We start from the raw sequence: 14,818 nt of genomic DNA, 5'->3' as shown, positions 1-14,818 counted from the left end.
GGCGCTGCGCCCCCTGGCCCCCCGCAGGGGGGTCCTCAGGGGCGCGAGGAACTGCGCGACAAGCCCCCACCCACCCGCAGCCAAACAGATACCGGCACGCAGCGATCCAGGGCTACGGAGTCACGTTCGTAGCCATGTGTGGCGGTCGCGGGCCATCGCGTGCAGGGCCTCCACGTCCGCCGGCTTCAGGACACCCCCGAGGCGGGCCAGCGAGGACAGGTCGGTGTCCTGCAGGACGCGGACCTCGCGGAGGGGGGCGAGGACATCGAGGTCGGCGGGGCCGGCCACCGCCAGGAGGGCGTGGACCTCGGCGGTCAGCGCGTACGAGGCCCGGTCGGCGTCGGCTCGGACCCGGCGCAGAAGCGGATACGGCTCCCGGCGGCCGACGGTCACCATGGGGTCGGCGACGAGAACCCGCTGCTTGCGGGCGTACAGGGAGCGCAGGGCGAAGATGCCGCCGGGGCCGATCAGCAAGTGGTGGACGCGGTCGCCGCCAGGGAGCGGGATGGAGTGGAGGGTGTGCCAGCCCGCGCCCTCCAGATGGTCCAGGGCCTCCCCGACCGCCTGCTCGGCGGCGAGCGCGCGGCGCCGCGGGTCGGGCCGCAGGCGGCGCGCCGGTCCCGGGTCGCGGTCGAGGTCGATCATCAGCGCCTCGCCGGGCCGGTTCGGCGCGAGGTCGTCGTCCGGGTGGAGGGTCAGTCGGGCCAGTTCCGCGGGGGTCGGGACCGGTGGGGGCCCCACCGTCACCGGGCCGGTCAGGAACGGGCCGAGCGCATCGAGCACGTCCTCCCGCCGCTCCTCGCTGAGCAGATTGACGCGGGCTGCGTCACGGTCGTACCAGGCGACGTTCCTCCCGTCGGTCAGGCACACGTACAGGCGCTCCTGCCCGTGGCGCCAGGTCGGTATGACGCGCAGTCCGTTCATGCACCATCACCCCATGACCATGGGAACAGGCGGGGTGCTCCAGGGGCAAGAACCCGGTTACCTTTGTGAGCAGTTGGGGGAGTTGTGGGAGGCGCTGTTGCGGACTCGCAGAAAGCAACCCGATGTGCCCGCTCCGGACAGCCCGTGGAGCGAGATCGTGCCTGGCCTGTGGATGGGCGGACACGCGTTCGCGGGGCGTGCCGGCGAGCCGGAATTCGCGGTCGTGAGGGATGAGTTCGACCTGGTCCTGACGCTGCTGCGGCTGCCGGGGCACGGCCCCGACCCGGGCGTCGAGCACCATGTGTGGCCGATTCCGGACGGTCCCCTGGACGGGACACAGCTCGCTGGGGTGATCCGGCTCGCGCGGGCCGCGGACGACGCGCTGGAGGACGGGCGCCGGGTCCTGGTGCGCTGCTACCACGGCTACAACCGCTCGGGGCTCGTGGTCGCGCACGCGCTGGTCCTCGCGGGGCACACCTCCGACGAGGCGATCCGCCTGATCCGCAGCCGCCGCTCGCCCTGGGCCCTGCACAACGAACTGTTCGTGGAGTACCTGCGCGCCGGTCTGCCCACGGCCCGCCTCCTGGAGGAACTGGCGGAGTAGCCCCCGGCCCCTGGGCCCCCGGCCCCTGGACCCCCGGCCCCTGGACCTCCGGCCTCCGCCGCCCGCACGTCCGGCACCTCACGGCCTCACGCCGTCGCACCCTCACGGCCTCACGCCTCCACGCCGTCACGCCCTCACCAGCCCCACCGACCCCACCCGCGAACAAAAAGGACTTCCCTACGAATATGGTGTAGGGCGTCGGTTTCGTCGATTTCACGCCGACCTCGCGCACCGAGCCGTCCCCCTGGCCCCGGATCGAGGCCGGCCCGGACGCAGGAGCGCAGTGACCCCCACCCGGCCCAGCCGTCTCGTGCTCGCAGCCCTCGTCGCCCTGCTGGCGGCGGCCGTGGCGGGCTGTGGCGACTCCGGTGCCCTGCGGGGCGCGGGGGCGACGCCCACCGCCGTCGGCCCGGCCCGGCTCTGGCCCGAGCTGCCGCCCGCGTCGACGGCCGCCCTCGACTACGGCGAGGCGGACACCGAGACGGTGACGGGCATCACGGCGCCGGGCGACGACATCCACAAGGTGGACCCGATCGCCGTGTTCCGTGCCGAGGTCGGCCGCCACCCGGACGAGTACAGCGCCGTCCACGCCCCGTACCGTGAGACGGCCCAGCAGCTCAAGTACTGCACAGGCAAGGACACGCTCGGCGGGAAGTGCCCGATCCTCCAGGCGTACTACCGTGATCTCACGGGTGACCGGAAGGACGACCTGGTGCTCGGCATCCGCTTTCCGCAGAACCAGCTGGCGGTGCGTGTGTACACCTTCGAGCACCACAAGCTGGTCCAGATCATGGGCACCGCGGACAGCACGATCAGCGTCGAGGTCGCGGGCCGTGACGTGATCATCCGCTCGCCCTCGACCCTGCCGGGCTACGAGTACCGCACGGTGTGGACCTGGGACCCGCACCAGCACGCGATGCTGGCGACCCGGGACGAGATCCTCCGGGTGGGCACGCCCAGCCCCACCAGGCGCGGCACCATCGCACCCGTCCCCTCGGCACCCCCCGCCCCACCGGTCTCGCCCTCAGCCTCTCCCGCGGCCTCTCCGTCGGCCTCACACTTCGTCTCCCCCTCCGCCTCCCCCGCGCCGTCGTCCGCCGCGAGCACCCCATGAGGCTGCCCTCGCGCCGCGTCCGGCCGCCCCGCCGTCTCCCCCACTGGGCCGCCACCCTCACCTGGAAGGCCGCCGCCTTCATCACGGTGATGTGCTGCGGTCTGGCCGCCCTGCTCGGCGTCCTCGTGCATGTCTCGGTGACCAACCAGACCGTCGGCGAGGCCCGCGGCCGGGCGCTCGACCGGCTGGCGGAGGTGACGGCGGACTACGAGGCGGGCGACCGGCTGCCGCCGGGCGCGGGGCTGGATCTCCCGGGCCTTCCGGCGCCGCTGCGCGAGCTGGCGACGGACGGGCACCGCGGCACGATGGTCGGGGACAACGACCCGCACCCCACCATGTGGGCGGCCGGACCCGCGAGCGGCGGGCGGGCGCTCGCCGTGCAGTTCGACTACTCGCAGGGCGCGCACGCCATCGACGCCCTGGACCGGTCGATCGTGTGGTCCTCGGCGCTGGCGATCGGCGCGACCCTGCTGGTGGGAGTGTTCGCGGTGACGCGGGTGACCCGTCGGCTGCACGCGACGGCACAGGTGGCCCGGCGGATCAGCGCGGGCGACCTGGACGCGCGCGTCAACGATCCCCGTACGGCCGTGGCCCCCCGTGCGCGGTACCCGGCCGGCCCCCAGGACGAGGTAGCGGCGGTCGCCGGGGCCCTCGACACGATGGCGTCCTCGCTGCAGAGCAAGCTGATGAGCGAGCAGCGCTTCACCGCGGACGTGGCGCACGAACTGCGCACCCCGCTGACCGGGCTGCACGCGGCGGCGGAGTTGCTGCCGCCGGGCCGGCCGACGGAGCTGGTCCGCGACCGGGTGGCCACGCTGCGGACGCTCACCGAGGACCTGCTGGAGATCTCCCGACTGGACGCCGGGTGGGAGTTGCTGGAGCTGGACTCGGAGCCGCTGGCCCCGCTGGCCGAGCGGGTGGTGCGGGCGTCGGGCACCGAGACCGAGGTGCGGGTCGTGGGTGACGTCCGGGTGGAGACCGACCGGCGCCGTCTGGAGCGGGTGCTCGGCAATCTGGTGGCCAACGCGCACAAGCACGGGGCGGGCCCGGTGGTGCTGACCGTCGACGGCCCGGTGGTGACGGTGCGGGACCACGGCGGCGGCTATCCGGAGTACCTGCTGGAGCACGGGCCGCAGCGGTTCCGAACGGAGGGCGGCTCGAAGGGCCACGGGCTGGGGCTGACGATCGCGCTCGGCCAGGCGGAGGTGCTGGGCGCGCGGTTGGTCTTCGCCAACGCTCCCGAGGGCGGTGCGATCGCGACACTGACGCTTCCTCAGGACGAGCGGGGCGCGCCCGGACCGACCGGTGGGGAAGGGCCGACCGGGGCACGCTGAGCGTCCTGGCGTCCCCGATGGCTCAGTGCGGCCTGCGCGTGCCCGAGCTCGCTCCTAATGTGGCGATTAGTCAGATTTACCACCTTTCCGGAGGAGCCCCCATGTCCCTGCGCCACACCCTTGCCCGCACCGGGATGGTGCTCGCCGCCGGCACGCTCATCGCGGCCGCGGGCGCCGGACCCGCCCTCGCCGCCGGCAAGCCCACCGCGACCACAGGCACCGGACCCGGCATCATCGACGAGTCCGGGACCTTCGCCCGCGACTGGGACAGCCGCGACTGGGACAACGGCGACTGGGACAACGGCGAGGACCCCTACTTCGACGACGACGGTCTGGGCGACAGCTTCGACGACCCGTACTTCGACGGACGGTTCGATGACCACCGCCGCTTCGAGGGCCGGATCATCTCCCGCAACGGCCTCGCGCTGCACAACCGACCCGACCGTCGCAGCCGGATCATCCGTATCGCGCCGTTCGGCGAGCGGGTCCACATCTACTGCAAGACCAGGGGCGAGCGCGTCGGCGGCAACCCGATCTGGTACCTGATCACCGACGGCACCTGGTCCTGGGGCTCGGCGCAGCACATCGACAACATCGGCCCGTCCCCGCGCTGGTGCTGACGCCGGGTCGCGCCCACCGGATCCGCCCGTGTGTCATCACCTAACGGGACATCAGGTTCGGCGCTTGCTACGTTCCGGACATGATTCAGCCCGGATTGCCCGGAATTCCCGGTACGCGGGGAACGACCGTGGCAGCGGACCCGCCCACCTCCGCTGTCCGCCTGCCCCGGCGCCGTGGCATCGAGTTCACCCTGATCGTCATGGCCGTACTGCTGTCCGTGTTCGGCTACTGCGCGGTCGGATACGCCCGGCACAGCACCCTCCCGCCCGGCGCCGCGGTCTACGGCGCCGGGCTCGGCGTGCTCGCACTCCTCGCGCATGTCGCGGTGCGGCTGCGGGCGCCGTACGCCGATCCGCTGCTGCTGCCCATCGCCGTCCTGCTCAACGGCCTGGGCCTGGTGCTGATCTACCGCCTGGACCTGGAGACCCCGGGCGACCGGGCCGCCCCTATCCAGCTCATCTGGTCGACGCTCGGCGTCGCGCTCTTCATCGCGGCCGTCCTCTTCCTGCGCGACCACCGCGTCCTGCAGCGCTACACCTACGTCTCGGTCGTCACGGCGCTGGGCCTGCTGGTCCTGCCCATCCTCTTCCCCGCCGTGAACGGCGCCCGGATCTGGATCCGGATCGCCGGGTTCTCCATCCAGCCGGGCGAGTTCGCGAAGGTGCTGCTCGCGGTCTTCTTCGCCGGCTACCTCGCGGCCAACCGCAACGCGCTCGCCTACGCGGGCCGCCCCGTCTGGCGGTTCAAGCGGCTCCAGCTCCCCACCGGCCGGGTCCTCGGCCCGATCGTCGCGATCTGGCTGCTGAGCGTGCTGGTCCTGGTCCTGGAGCGGGACCTCGGCACCTCGTTGCTGTTCTTCGGCCTCTTCGTGATCATGTTGTACGTCGCCACCGGCCGCACCGGGTGGATCGCCGTGGGCCTGCTGCTCGCCTGTGTGGGCGCGGTCGCCGTCGGCTGGCTGGAACCGCACGTCCACAGCCGGGTGCAGGACTGGCTGCACCCCTTCGCGACGATCGAGGCGGGCCAGGGGCCGAACCAGCTCGCCCAGTCCCTGTTCGCGTTCGCCGCGGGCGGGATGCTGGGCACCGGCCTCGGGCTCGGCCACTCCATCCTCATCGGATTCGCCGCCAAGTCGGACTTCATCCTGGCCACCGCGGGCGAGGAACTGGGTCTCTTCGGACTCTGTGCGATCTTCCTCCTCTACGGCCTCCTCGTGGAACGCGGCTACCGCGCCGGCCTCGCCCTGCGCGACCCCTTCGGACGGCTCCTCTCCATCGGCCTCGCCTCGATCGTGGCGCTCCAGGTCTTCGTGATCGCGGGTGGCGTGACCGGTCTGATCCCGCTGACCGGGATGGCGATGCCGTTCCTCGCCCAGGGCGGCTCCTCGGTCGTCACCAACTGGATCATCGTGGCGCTGCTGATCCGCGTCAGTGACTCGGCACGCAGCCAGTACGACGGGACGGCGGCGCCATGACCAAGTACATCCGCCGGGCCGCCGCGCTCTGCGCCGTGCTGCTGCTGGCGCTCCTCGTCAACGCCACCCGTGTCCAGGTCTTCCAGGCCGGGGCGTACGACGACAACCCGGCCAACCGCCGCCAGACGATCGCCCGTTACGGCCAGCCGCGCGGTGACATCCTCGTCGGGGGCCGGCCGGTCACCGGCTCCAGGGACAGCGGCCAGCAGCTCCGCTACGAACGGACCTACACGGACGGCCCGTTGTACGCGCCCGTGACCGGCTTCGCCTCGCAGGTGTACGGGACGACGTTCCTGGAGAACTCCGAGGACGGCATCCTCTCCGGCAGCGACCCGCTGCTCTCGCCGTTCCCCCTGTGGAACGACGCCACCCGCGCCCAGAACCCCGCCGGCAAGGTGGTCACGACGATCGACCCCGCCGCACAGCGCGCCGCGTACCGGGGTCTCGGTTCACGGCGCGGGGCGGTGGCCGCCATCGAGCCCTCCACCGGCAGGATCCTCGCGCTGGTCTCCACCCCGTCGTACGACCCCGGGGAGCTGTCCGGGACGGGCAAGGCGGTCACCCACGCCTGGGAGCGGCTGAACGGCGCGGCGGACAAACCGATGCTCAACCGGGCGATCCGGCAGACCTATCCGCCCGGGTCGACGTTCAAGGTGGTGACGGCCGCGGCGGCCCTCGACGCGGGGGTGGTGACGGACCTCGACACGTCGACCACCTCCCCGGACCCGTACCGGCTGCCCGGCACCACGACCCGGCTGACGAACGAGCTCGAGGGCTGCGAGGACGCCTCGCTGCGGTACGCCTTCGAGTGGTCCTGCAACACGGTCTTCGCCAAGCTGGGCGTGGACGTGGGACTGAGCGACATGACCCGCACGGCGGCGGACTTCGGTTTCAACGACCGCCTGCGGATCCCCTACTCCGTCGCCCCCAGCAACTTCGACACGACGCTCGACAAGGCGCAGCTCGCGCTCTCCTCCATCGGTCAGTTCAACACCCGGGCCACTCCCCTCCAGATGGCGATGATCTCGGCGGCCGTCGCGGGCGGCGGGTCCGTCAAAACGCCCTATCTGGTGGAGAAGACGACCACCCGGAGCGACAGCACGGTGTCGACGACCGGTCCACGCACGCTCCACCAGGCGATGAACCCGGCGACCGCCATGCGGATGCGCGAGCTGATGACGGACGTGGTGACGGAGGGCACCGGCAGCAACGCCGCGATTCCCGGAGCGACGGTCGGCGGCAAGACCGGGACCGCCCAGCACGGGATCGACAACCTGGGGATGCCGTACGCCTGGTTCATCTCCTGGGCCCAGGCGGACGGCGCGATGGAGCCCGCGGTGGCGGTCGCGGTCGTCGTCGAGGACGCGGCGGCCGACCGCGGGGACATCAGCGGGGGCGGGGACGCGGCGCCGATCGCGAAGGCGGTGATGGAGGCGGTACTCAGGTTCTGAGACGGAAGTCGGGGCGCCCTGCGGGAATGAACACCCCCGCCTGAACGCACGTACCCATACGGGCGTATTTATGGGGAGGGGAACCCACCCACGAGATTCCAGCCCGTGCCCTGCCGGAGGTACCTCGCCCGTGAGCATCACCAAAGCGGCCCCGCCCGGGGCCGACCACCGCGACGCGGACGCACCGGACGGTCCACGGGAACAGACGGACGCACCGGACGGTCCGAGGGAGCAGGCGGCCGCATCCCACGGCTGGCAGTTCAACTCGCCGCTCGTCCTGGTCATGCTGCTGCTCGTCCTGGTGGTGGCGCAGGGGCCGATCCGCCGGGCGCTGTCGGCGCCGGTGATGCAGAGCTGGATGACCGTGTTCGTCGCGGTGGTCTGCCAGGCGCTGCCCTTCCTCGTCCTCGGTGTGCTGCTGTCGGCGGTCATCGCGGTGTTCGTGCCGCCGGCGTTCTTCGCCCGGGCGCTGCCGAAACGGCCCGCGCTGGCCGTGCCGGTCGCCGGGATGGCCGGGGCGGTGCTGCCCGGCTGCGAGTGCGCGTCGGTACCGGTGGCGGGAGCGCTGGTACGACGGGGGGTCACGCCCGCGGCGGCACTGGCGTTCCTGCTGTCGGCGCCCGCGATCAACCCGATCGTGCTGACGGCCACCGCCGTCGCGTTCCCCCGCAACCCCGAGATGGTCCTCGCCCGGTTCGTGGCGAGCCTGCTCGTGGCCTGCGTGATGGGGTGGCTGTGGCAGCGGCTGGGGCGGGCGGACTGGATGCGGCCACCGGCCCGGCCCTCGCACGAGGGGCTCGGCAAGGGCGCCGCGTTCTGGGATTCCGTACGGCACGACGTGATGCACGCCGGCGGGTTCCTCGTCATCGGGGCGATGGCGGCGGCCACGCTGAAGGCCGTCGTCCCGGCGACCTGGCTGCACGCCGCGGCCGCCAACCCGGTGGTGGCGATCCTCGCCCTCGCGGTCCTCGCCGTGCTGCTGTCCATCTGCTCCGAGGCCGACGCGTTCGTCGTCTCCTCGCTGACCCAGTTCTCGCTGACCGCGCGGCTGGCCTTCCTCGTGGTGGGACCGATGATCGACCTGAAACTCTTCGCCATGCAGGCGGGCACGTTCGGCCGCGGGTTCGCCCTGCGGTTCGCGCCCGCCACCTTCGCCCTTGCCATCCTCGGCTCGGTCCTCGTCGGGACGGTGCTGCTGTGAACCGGCAGGCACAGGCGGCGGTCCTGTTCCTCGTCGGCGCGGCGGTCCTGCACGCCGGACTCACCGACCTCTACCTGCGCTACGTCAAGGCGGGGTTGCGGCCGTTGCTGCTGGCCGCCGGGGTCGTGCTGATCATGGCGGCGGTGGCGACGGTCTGGTACGAGCGACGGGGCCGGGGTGAAACCGGCGACGGCGACGGGCACGGGCACGTCCACCGCGAACCCCGGGTCGCCTGGCTCCTCGTCCTCCCCCTCCTCGCCCTGATCCTGGTCTCCCCGCCCGCGCTGGGCTCCTACAGCGCCATGCACGCCGGTACGGCCCTGCAGGCGCCCCTCGCCTACCCGTCCCTGCCGGCCACCGACCCGCTCCCGCTCGGCGTCGTCGACTACGCGGGCCGCGCCGCCTACGACCACGGCCGCACCCTGGCCCACCGGCGGGTCGAAGTCACCGGCTTCGTCGCCCTCGCCCAGGACGGCACCCCGTACCTGGTCCGGATGGCCCTCAACTGCTGTGCCGCCGACGCCCAACCGGTCAAGATCGGCCTGACCGGCCACATCCCGCCCGTCCTTCAGCCCGACACCTGGCTCCAGGTCACCGGCACCTACACCGCCAAGCAGACCAAGGACCCCGTCAACGACGGCCGCATCCCGTTCCTCGACGTCACCGCGGCCAAACCGGTCCCGACCCCGCACGACCCGTACGACGAGAGCTGGAACAACTGAGGCGGACCCGGGCGGCCTAGCCGGCGCCGGGTACCGCCTCGCGGCGACTCAGCCATTCCTCGGGTACGTGCCCCACTCCCGTACGGGCGCCCACGATGCCGCCCGTGATGGCGCAGGTCGTGTCGACGTCGCCGAAGCCCTCCGCCGTGCTCCACAGGGCCGAGGTCAGGTCGTCGGGATGGCGGGCGGCGCACCAGACGGCGAAGGGGACGGTGTCGTCGGCGCGGACGCTCCCCCAAGCTCTCGGCTTCGCTCGAGCAGGGGGGACCCCCATCCGTTGCCGAGGCTGCCCTCGCCGTCGAAGAGTCCGCGTGCCAGTTCCGCCCAGCGGTCCGGCTCCTGGAGGAGGCGCGGGAGCAGTTGGTGCATGCCGTAGCCGTAGCCCCGGGTCGGCGTCGTAGCCGAGGGCGAAGGCCTGGGCCAGTTCCGGTTGCCGGATCTCGCCGTGTTCGTCTAGGACACGGAAGATGCCGAGTGCCATGGCCGTGTCGTCGGTCCAGTGCCAGTCCGGTTCCTCAGGGGTGCGCCGGGCGCGGATCTCCTCGTACGCCTGGGGGCGGTCCCGGAAGACGGGGAACCAGCGTTCGCCGAAGGCGTCGCCCAGGGCCGACCCCTCCAGGCTGCGGCGGGCCCGAGGGGGCGTGGTCGTCCAGGGCAAGGCTCGTTCTACGAGCCCTCACCCTTCTCGATCATCTCCGCCACCTCCGCCACCCGTTCCCTCTCCTCCGCCGCGAACCGCTCCGCGTCCAACCGCTCGGCGACCTCCTCGTCCTGGGCCATCAGGAGGTCGAGGTTGGAGTCGCCCATCTCGAAGACGCCCATGTCGACGTACGCCCGCTGGAGGCGTTCGCCCCACAGGCCGATGTCCTTGACGCACGGGACGATGCGGCTGAAGAGCAACTGGCGGAAGAGGCGCAGGAATTCGGACTGTTCGCTGTATTCCTCGGCCTCGGCCTTGGGAATGCCGAAGTTCTCCAGGACCTCGACGCCGCGCAGCCGGTCCCGCATCAAGTAGCAGCCCTCGATGACGAATTCCTCGCGCTCGCGGAGTTCGGCGTCGGAGAGTTGTGTGTAGTAGTCGCGCAGTGCCATCCGGCCGAAGGCGACATGGCGGGCCTCGTCCTGCATCACGTAGGCGAGGATCTGCTTGGGGAGGGGCTTGTCGGTGGTGTCCCTGATCATGCCGAAGGCCGCCAGGGCCAGGCCCTCTATGAGGACCTGCATCCCGAGGTACGGCATGTCCCAGCGGGAGTCCTGGAGGGTGTCGCCGAGGAGCGACCGCAGGTTGTCGTTGATCGGGTAGAGCATCCCGATCTTCTCCTGCAGGAAGCGGGCGTAGATCTCGGCGTGGCGGGCCTCGTCCATGGTCTGGGTGGCCGAGTAGAACTTCGCGTCCAGGTCGGGGACCGACTCGACGATGCGCGCGGCGCAGACCATGGCCCCCTGCTCACCGTGCAGGAACTGGCTGAACTGCCAGGACGCGTAGTGCTTGCGCAGCTCGCCCTTGTCCCGGTCGGTCATCTTCGCCCAGTACGGGGTCCCGTAGAGGGTCATCGACTCGTCGGGGGTACCGAGAGCGTCGTGGGGGTCGACCTCCAGGTCCCAGTCGATTCTCTTCTGACCGTCCCACTGTTTGTCCTTGCCCTTCTGGTACAGGGCGAGGAGACGGTCGCGACCGTCGTCGTACTCCCAGCTGAAGCGTGCCGCCCCTGAGGCCGGTACCTGCCAGAGGGGGTCTCCCGGGTCCTTGGCGTACAGCTCGTGCGTCGGCATACATCGCAGGCTCACACGAGGTAGACGCGTCGTCAACAAGTCGCGCGCAAGGGATTGACGAGCTTGCTGACAGGCAGTCTCATAAGTCGTGACCGCCGGTAACCCGGATGGATCACGTACTGGATCCCGTACGACGAGGTGGGAACAGCCATGACGACCGTGACGGAAGTGGATGTGCTGCGCGATGCGCTCGGTCTGCTCAAGGACCGGGAGCAGGTCGCCGAGCGGCTGCTCGACTCCTCCGCCAAGCACTCCTTCGACCCGGACAAGGAGCTGGACTGGGACGCGCCCTTCGAGGAGGGCAAGTGGTTCTGGCCGCCGGAGCTGGTCTCGCTGTACGACACCCCGCTGTGGAAGCGGATGGGCGAGGAGCAGCGGGTTCTGCTCTCGCACCACGAGGCCGCCGCGCTGGCTTCGCTGGGGATCTGGTTCGAGATCATTCTGATGCAGTTGCTGGTGCGGCACATTTACGACAAGGCGGCGACGAGTGCGCATGTGCGCTACGCGCTGACCGAGATCGAGGACGAGTGCCGGCACTCGAAGATGTTCGCCCGGCTGATCTCGCACGGTGGAACGCCGTACTACCCGGTGAGCCGGACGCATCTGAATCTGGGGCGGGTCTTCAAGACCATCTCGACCACGCCCGGGTCCTTCACGGCGACTCTGCTCGGCGAGGAGATCCTCGACTGGATGCAGCGGCTGACCTTTCCGGACGAGCGGGTGCAGAACCTGGTACGGGGGGTCACACGCATCCACGTGGTGGAGGAGGCACGGCACGTGCGGTACGCGCGGGAGGAGCTGCGGCGGCAGATGGTGACGGCGCCGCGGTGGTCGCAGGAGTTCACGCGGGTCACGTCGGGAGAGTTCGCCCGGATCTTCTCCGTCGCCTTCGTCAATCCCGAGGTCTACACGAACGTCGGCCTCGACCAGCGGGAGGCCGTGGCGCAGGTACGGGCGAGCGGGCACCGGCGGGAGGTCATGCAGACCGGCGCCAAGCGGCTGACCGACTTCCTGGACGACATCGGGGTGCTGCGGGGGGTCGGACGGCGGCTGTGGAAGGCGTCGGGACTGCTGGCCTGAGGGCCGCCGGGGGCTCCGGTGGTGGGTCGGGGCCGTGGCGGTGCGTCGAGCCCGTCGCCGCCGGATCAGACGTGGGCCGGGCAAGGGAGCCGCTGCTCGATCCGAATGTGAGCGACGGGCTTGCGACCCACCGCCGCGGCCCCTTCCGTGCGCGCGGCCGTGGCTGGGAAGGGGCTCGTGTCCTGGCCGTTACGCTGCCGATATGACCTCGCAGGCTCCCACCCCCGCATACCGTCGGCTGAGTGTCGAGGAACGGCGCTCGCAGCTCCTCGAAGCGGCGCTGTCCCTCTTCGCGCACCGGGCACCCGAGGAGGTCTCGCTCGATGACGTGGCGGAGGCGGCGGGCGTGTCACGGCCTCTGGTGTACCGGTACTTCCCGGGCGGCAAGCAGCAGCTGTACGAGGCTGCCCTGCGGTCCGCCGCGGAGGATCTGGAGCACTGTTTCGCGGAGCCCCCCGAGGGGCCGTTGAGCGAGCGGCTGGCCCGGGCTCTGGATCGGTACCTGGCGTTCGTGGACCAGCACGACGCCGGGTTCACCGCGTTGCTTCAGGGAGGCAGTGTCGTCGAGACCTCCAGGACGACGGCCATAGTGGACGGCGTGCGGCGGGCGGCGGCAGAGCACATTCTGGATCATCTGAGCGTGAAGGATCCGGGGCGACGGCTGCGGATGACCGTGCGGATGTGGATCACGGCGGTGGAGGGCGCCTCGCTGAGCTGGCTGGACGGGGGCAAGGAGCCGCCGTTGGACGAGCTGCGGGACTGGCTCGTGGAGCAGTTCGTGGCGATGCTCGTGGTCAGTGCCGCACGTGATCCGCAGACCGCCGGCGTGGTGCAGGCCGCGCTCGTCCTGGAGGGGCGGGAAGGGGCCCTGGGGAAGCTGGCCCGGGAGGTTCTTCCGGTGATCGGTGATGCCGCGCGACTGCTGTGACGGGTGCGTTTGTGACACTGGTGCCGTGAAGAGCGAAGACACCCCCTTCGAGGGCGGCCCGCTGGACGGGCGCGTGCTGCCCGTCCTGCTCGGTCTGACCGGACACCCGCCGAAGGTGTACCGGGTTCCGGTTCCGGATGCCGACGGCGGCCCGCCGACCGTGCTCGTCTACCGGCGCGTCCAGGCGCGGGTGAGCAAGCGACTGGGACTGCATCAGGCGTGGAAGTACGAGTACGACCCCTCGGGCGACGCGGGGAGCGGGCGCAAGTGGCCCTGGTCCAAGCCCGGCGGCAGGAGTGCGGGAGCCACGCCGGAGTCCCACGCCGACGAGTGAGGTTCTTGGGCCGAACCGGTCAGGCGAGCGCGCGCTCGGAATGCGCCGACCCGATCCTTCCGATACGAGGTGGAGGTACCACCCCGGCACCGGAGGTGATGACGTGTCAGGAAGACTTCTGCGTCTGGCTTGTACGGCCGCGATGGCGACGGGGGCGTTGTTTGTGGCCGCCCCCGCGGTGGCCGTGCCGGACCCCGGGCCCCAAGGGCGGCCCGTGGCTCAATTGCTGACGGATCTTCAGCGGCTGTACCGGGACGCCGAGCGCGCCAGCGAGACGTACAACGCCACGGCGGAACAGCTGAAGAAGCAGAAGACCGAGGTCGCCCGGCTCGACGGGGGCCTCGCCAAGGCCCGCCTCTCGCTGCTCGACAGCCGCGACGCGGCGGGGCGGCTCGCCCGGCAGCAGTACCAGAACAGCAGCGAGATCTCGTCGTACGTACGGCTGCTGCTCGCCCGTGATCCGCAGCACGCGTTGGACGAGGGTCATGTGATCGGGCAGCTGGCGCGGCAGCGGGTCGAGACCGTGGACCGGCTGGTGCGCACGGAGAAGAGGGCCGATGGGCTGGCGCGGGAGGCGCGGAAGGCACTCGACGGTCAACTCGGCCTCGCCGAGCGGCAGAAGAGGGAGCGCGACGAGGTACGGGGGCGACTGAAGGGCGCCGAGGAACTGCTCGCCTCACTCAGCACCGATCAGCTTGCCGAGATGGCCCGGCTGGAGAAGTCGGGCGTGAGCACGGCACAGCGGGAGCTCGTGACCTCGGGGGCGCTCAGCAGTGCGCGGCCGCCGTCGCGGGAGGGCGAGGAGGCGGTGCGGTACGCCGTGGAGCAGCTCGGAAAACCGTACGAGTGGGGGGCCGTGGGGCCGAGGTCGTACGACTGCTCGGGGCTCACTTCGCAGGCCTGGGATCACGCCGGACGGCCCATCCCCCGCACCAGCCAGGAACAGTGGGCCCAGCTGCCCCGCATTCCGCTGAGCAAGCTGCGCCCCGGGGACCTTGTCCTCTACTTCCCCAAGGCCACGCATGTCGCCCTGTATGTGGGGGACGGGCTGGTCGTGCAGGCCCCGAGGCCGGGAACGAAGATCAAGGTCTCCCCCCTTGCCACCAACCCGCTGTTGGGCGCGGTCCGTCCGGACCCGGACGGCAAACCCCTTCGCCGCTACACACCCCCGAGCATTCGGGAGGGGTCCAAGGTGAGCGCCCCATCAAGGGCGCGGGGAACCGCGCGACCAGCCGCAGACTCCCCGCACCCGAAGTGA

The 14,818-nt window shown here is 71.3% G+C and carries 15 protein-coding genes; 12 read left to right on the top strand and 3 right to left on the bottom strand.

Features of this window, described 5'->3' with window-relative positions; translation table 11 throughout:
* Window positions 1–120: 120 nt before the first annotated feature.
* On the bottom strand, window positions 121–924 hold the full coding sequence (locus KVT44_RS18440; protein ID WP_217567817.1) for a nuclease-related domain-containing protein: 804 nt from the start codon (window positions 922–924) through the stop codon (window positions 121–123).
* Window positions 925–1,021: 97 nt separating this feature from the next.
* Between KVT44_RS18440 and KVT44_RS18435 the strand changes: the two genes are divergently transcribed.
* The 8 genes from KVT44_RS18435 to KVT44_RS18400 all read left to right on the top strand — a co-directional run bounded on the left by KVT44_RS18435 (window position 1,022) and on the right by KVT44_RS18400 (window position 9,445).
* A complete protein-coding gene (locus KVT44_RS18435) occupies window positions 1,022–1,528 on the top strand; it encodes a dual specificity protein phosphatase family protein (RefSeq protein WP_079065052.1) in 507 nt (168 codons plus the stop codon).
* A gap of 283 nt (window positions 1,529–1,811) precedes the next feature.
* The gene (locus KVT44_RS18430) at window positions 1,812–2,642 is read left to right on the top strand and encodes a hypothetical protein (RefSeq protein ID WP_190172771.1); all 831 of its coding nucleotides are present in this window, start codon (window positions 1,812–1,814) and stop codon (window positions 2,640–2,642) included.
* Window positions 2,639–3,976, top strand: coding sequence for a HAMP domain-containing sensor histidine kinase (locus KVT44_RS18425; RefSeq protein ID WP_217567816.1), 1,338 nt, complete (start codon window positions 2,639–2,641; stop codon window positions 3,974–3,976). Before KVT44_RS18430 ends, KVT44_RS18425 begins: the two co-directional genes overlap by 4 nt.
* A 101-nt stretch (window positions 3,977–4,077) precedes the next feature.
* Window positions 4,078–4,596, top strand: a complete 519-nt coding sequence (locus KVT44_RS18420) for an SH3 domain-containing protein (protein WP_229889374.1) — start codon at window positions 4,078–4,080, stop codon at window positions 4,594–4,596.
* Between the two features lie 80 nt (window positions 4,597–4,676).
* Window positions 4,677–6,071 (top strand): FtsW/RodA/SpoVE family cell cycle protein, encoded by a 1,395-nt coding sequence (locus KVT44_RS18415; RefSeq protein ID WP_190172773.1) that lies wholly within the window; start codon window positions 4,677–4,679, stop codon window positions 6,069–6,071.
* Entirely contained in the window at window positions 6,068–7,522 is a 1,455-nt protein-coding gene (locus tag KVT44_RS18410; RefSeq protein ID WP_217567814.1) for a penicillin-binding transpeptidase domain-containing protein, read from the top strand. The genes KVT44_RS18415 and KVT44_RS18410 overlap by 4 nt, the downstream gene beginning before the upstream one ends.
* 130 nt (window positions 7,523–7,652) lie before the next feature.
* Window positions 7,653–8,723: a permease gene (locus tag KVT44_RS18405; RefSeq protein ID WP_308314040.1), complete on the top strand. Its 1,071-nt coding sequence runs from the start codon at window positions 7,653–7,655 to the stop codon at window positions 8,721–8,723.
* A complete protein-coding gene (locus tag KVT44_RS18400; protein ID WP_217567812.1) occupies window positions 8,720–9,445 on the top strand; it encodes a TIGR03943 family protein in 726 nt (241 codons plus the stop codon). The genes KVT44_RS18405 and KVT44_RS18400 overlap by 4 nt, the downstream gene beginning before the upstream one ends.
* A gap of 16 nt (window positions 9,446–9,461) precedes the next feature.
* Here KVT44_RS18400 and KVT44_RS18395 read toward each other — a convergent pair whose 3' ends face one another.
* Together KVT44_RS18395 and KVT44_RS18390 are read right to left on the bottom strand one after the other, a co-directional pair.
* Window positions 9,462–10,103, bottom strand: coding sequence for an ADP-ribosylglycohydrolase family protein (locus KVT44_RS18395; protein WP_308314039.1), 642 nt, complete (start codon window positions 10,101–10,103; stop codon window positions 9,462–9,464).
* Window positions 10,104–10,111: 8 nt separating this feature from the next.
* On the bottom strand, window positions 10,112–11,218 hold the full coding sequence (locus KVT44_RS18390) for a ferritin-like domain-containing protein (RefSeq protein ID WP_217567811.1): 1,107 nt from the start codon (window positions 11,216–11,218) through the stop codon (window positions 10,112–10,114).
* A gap of 150 nt (window positions 11,219–11,368) precedes the next feature.
* Here KVT44_RS18390 and KVT44_RS18385 point away from each other — a divergent pair, with 150 nt between their 5' ends.
* The 4 genes from KVT44_RS18385 to KVT44_RS18370 all read left to right on the top strand — a co-directional run bounded on the left by KVT44_RS18385 (window position 11,369) and on the right by KVT44_RS18370 (window position 14,818).
* Window positions 11,369–12,298, top strand: coding sequence for a diiron oxygenase (locus KVT44_RS18385; RefSeq protein WP_217567810.1), 930 nt, complete (start codon window positions 11,369–11,371; stop codon window positions 12,296–12,298).
* 202 nt (window positions 12,299–12,500) lie between these two features.
* The gene (locus tag KVT44_RS18380) at window positions 12,501–13,226 is read left to right on the top strand and encodes a TetR/AcrR family transcriptional regulator (protein WP_099920682.1); all 726 of its coding nucleotides are present in this window, start codon (window positions 12,501–12,503) and stop codon (window positions 13,224–13,226) included.
* 25 nt (window positions 13,227–13,251) lie between these two features.
* Complete coding sequence (locus KVT44_RS18375; RefSeq protein ID WP_217567809.1) at window positions 13,252–13,560, top strand: hypothetical protein; 309 nt, start codon at window positions 13,252–13,254, stop codon at window positions 13,558–13,560.
* A 103-nt stretch (window positions 13,561–13,663) separates the two neighbouring features.
* Entirely contained in the window at window positions 13,664–14,818 is a 1,155-nt protein-coding gene (locus KVT44_RS18370; protein WP_190172778.1) for an NlpC/P60 family protein, read from the top strand.

Origin of the sequence: Streptomyces sp. GbtcB7 (assembly GCF_019091445.1) — a bacterium.
Taxonomy (GTDB): domain Bacteria; phylum Actinomycetota; class Actinomycetes; order Streptomycetales; family Streptomycetaceae; genus Streptomyces; species Streptomyces mirabilis.
Note: the sequence above shows the minus strand (reverse complement) of the source record. Positions and strands in the feature narration are given on the sequence as shown.

Coding starts and splice junctions, on each gene's coding strand:
- KVT44_RS18440 (WP_217567817.1), bottom strand. CDS start 924: ATGAACGGACTGCGCGTCATACCGACCTGGCGCCACGGGCAGGAGCGC.
- KVT44_RS18425 (WP_217567816.1), top strand. CDS start 2,639: ATGAGGCTGCCCTCGCGCCGCGTCCGGCCGCCCCGCCGTCTCCCCCAC.
- KVT44_RS18420 (WP_229889374.1), top strand. CDS start 4,078: ATGTCCCTGCGCCACACCCTTGCCCGCACCGGGATGGTGCTCGCCGCC.
- KVT44_RS18415 (WP_190172773.1), top strand. CDS start 4,677: ATGATTCAGCCCGGATTGCCCGGAATTCCCGGTACGCGGGGAACGACC.
- KVT44_RS18410 (WP_217567814.1), top strand. CDS start 6,068: ATGACCAAGTACATCCGCCGGGCCGCCGCGCTCTGCGCCGTGCTGCTG.
- KVT44_RS18390 (WP_217567811.1), bottom strand. CDS start 11,218: ATGCCGACGCACGAGCTGTACGCCAAGGACCCGGGAGACCCCCTCTGG.
- KVT44_RS18385 (WP_217567810.1), top strand. CDS start 11,369: ATGACGACCGTGACGGAAGTGGATGTGCTGCGCGATGCGCTCGGTCTG.
- KVT44_RS18380 (WP_099920682.1), top strand. CDS start 12,501: ATGACCTCGCAGGCTCCCACCCCCGCATACCGTCGGCTGAGTGTCGAG.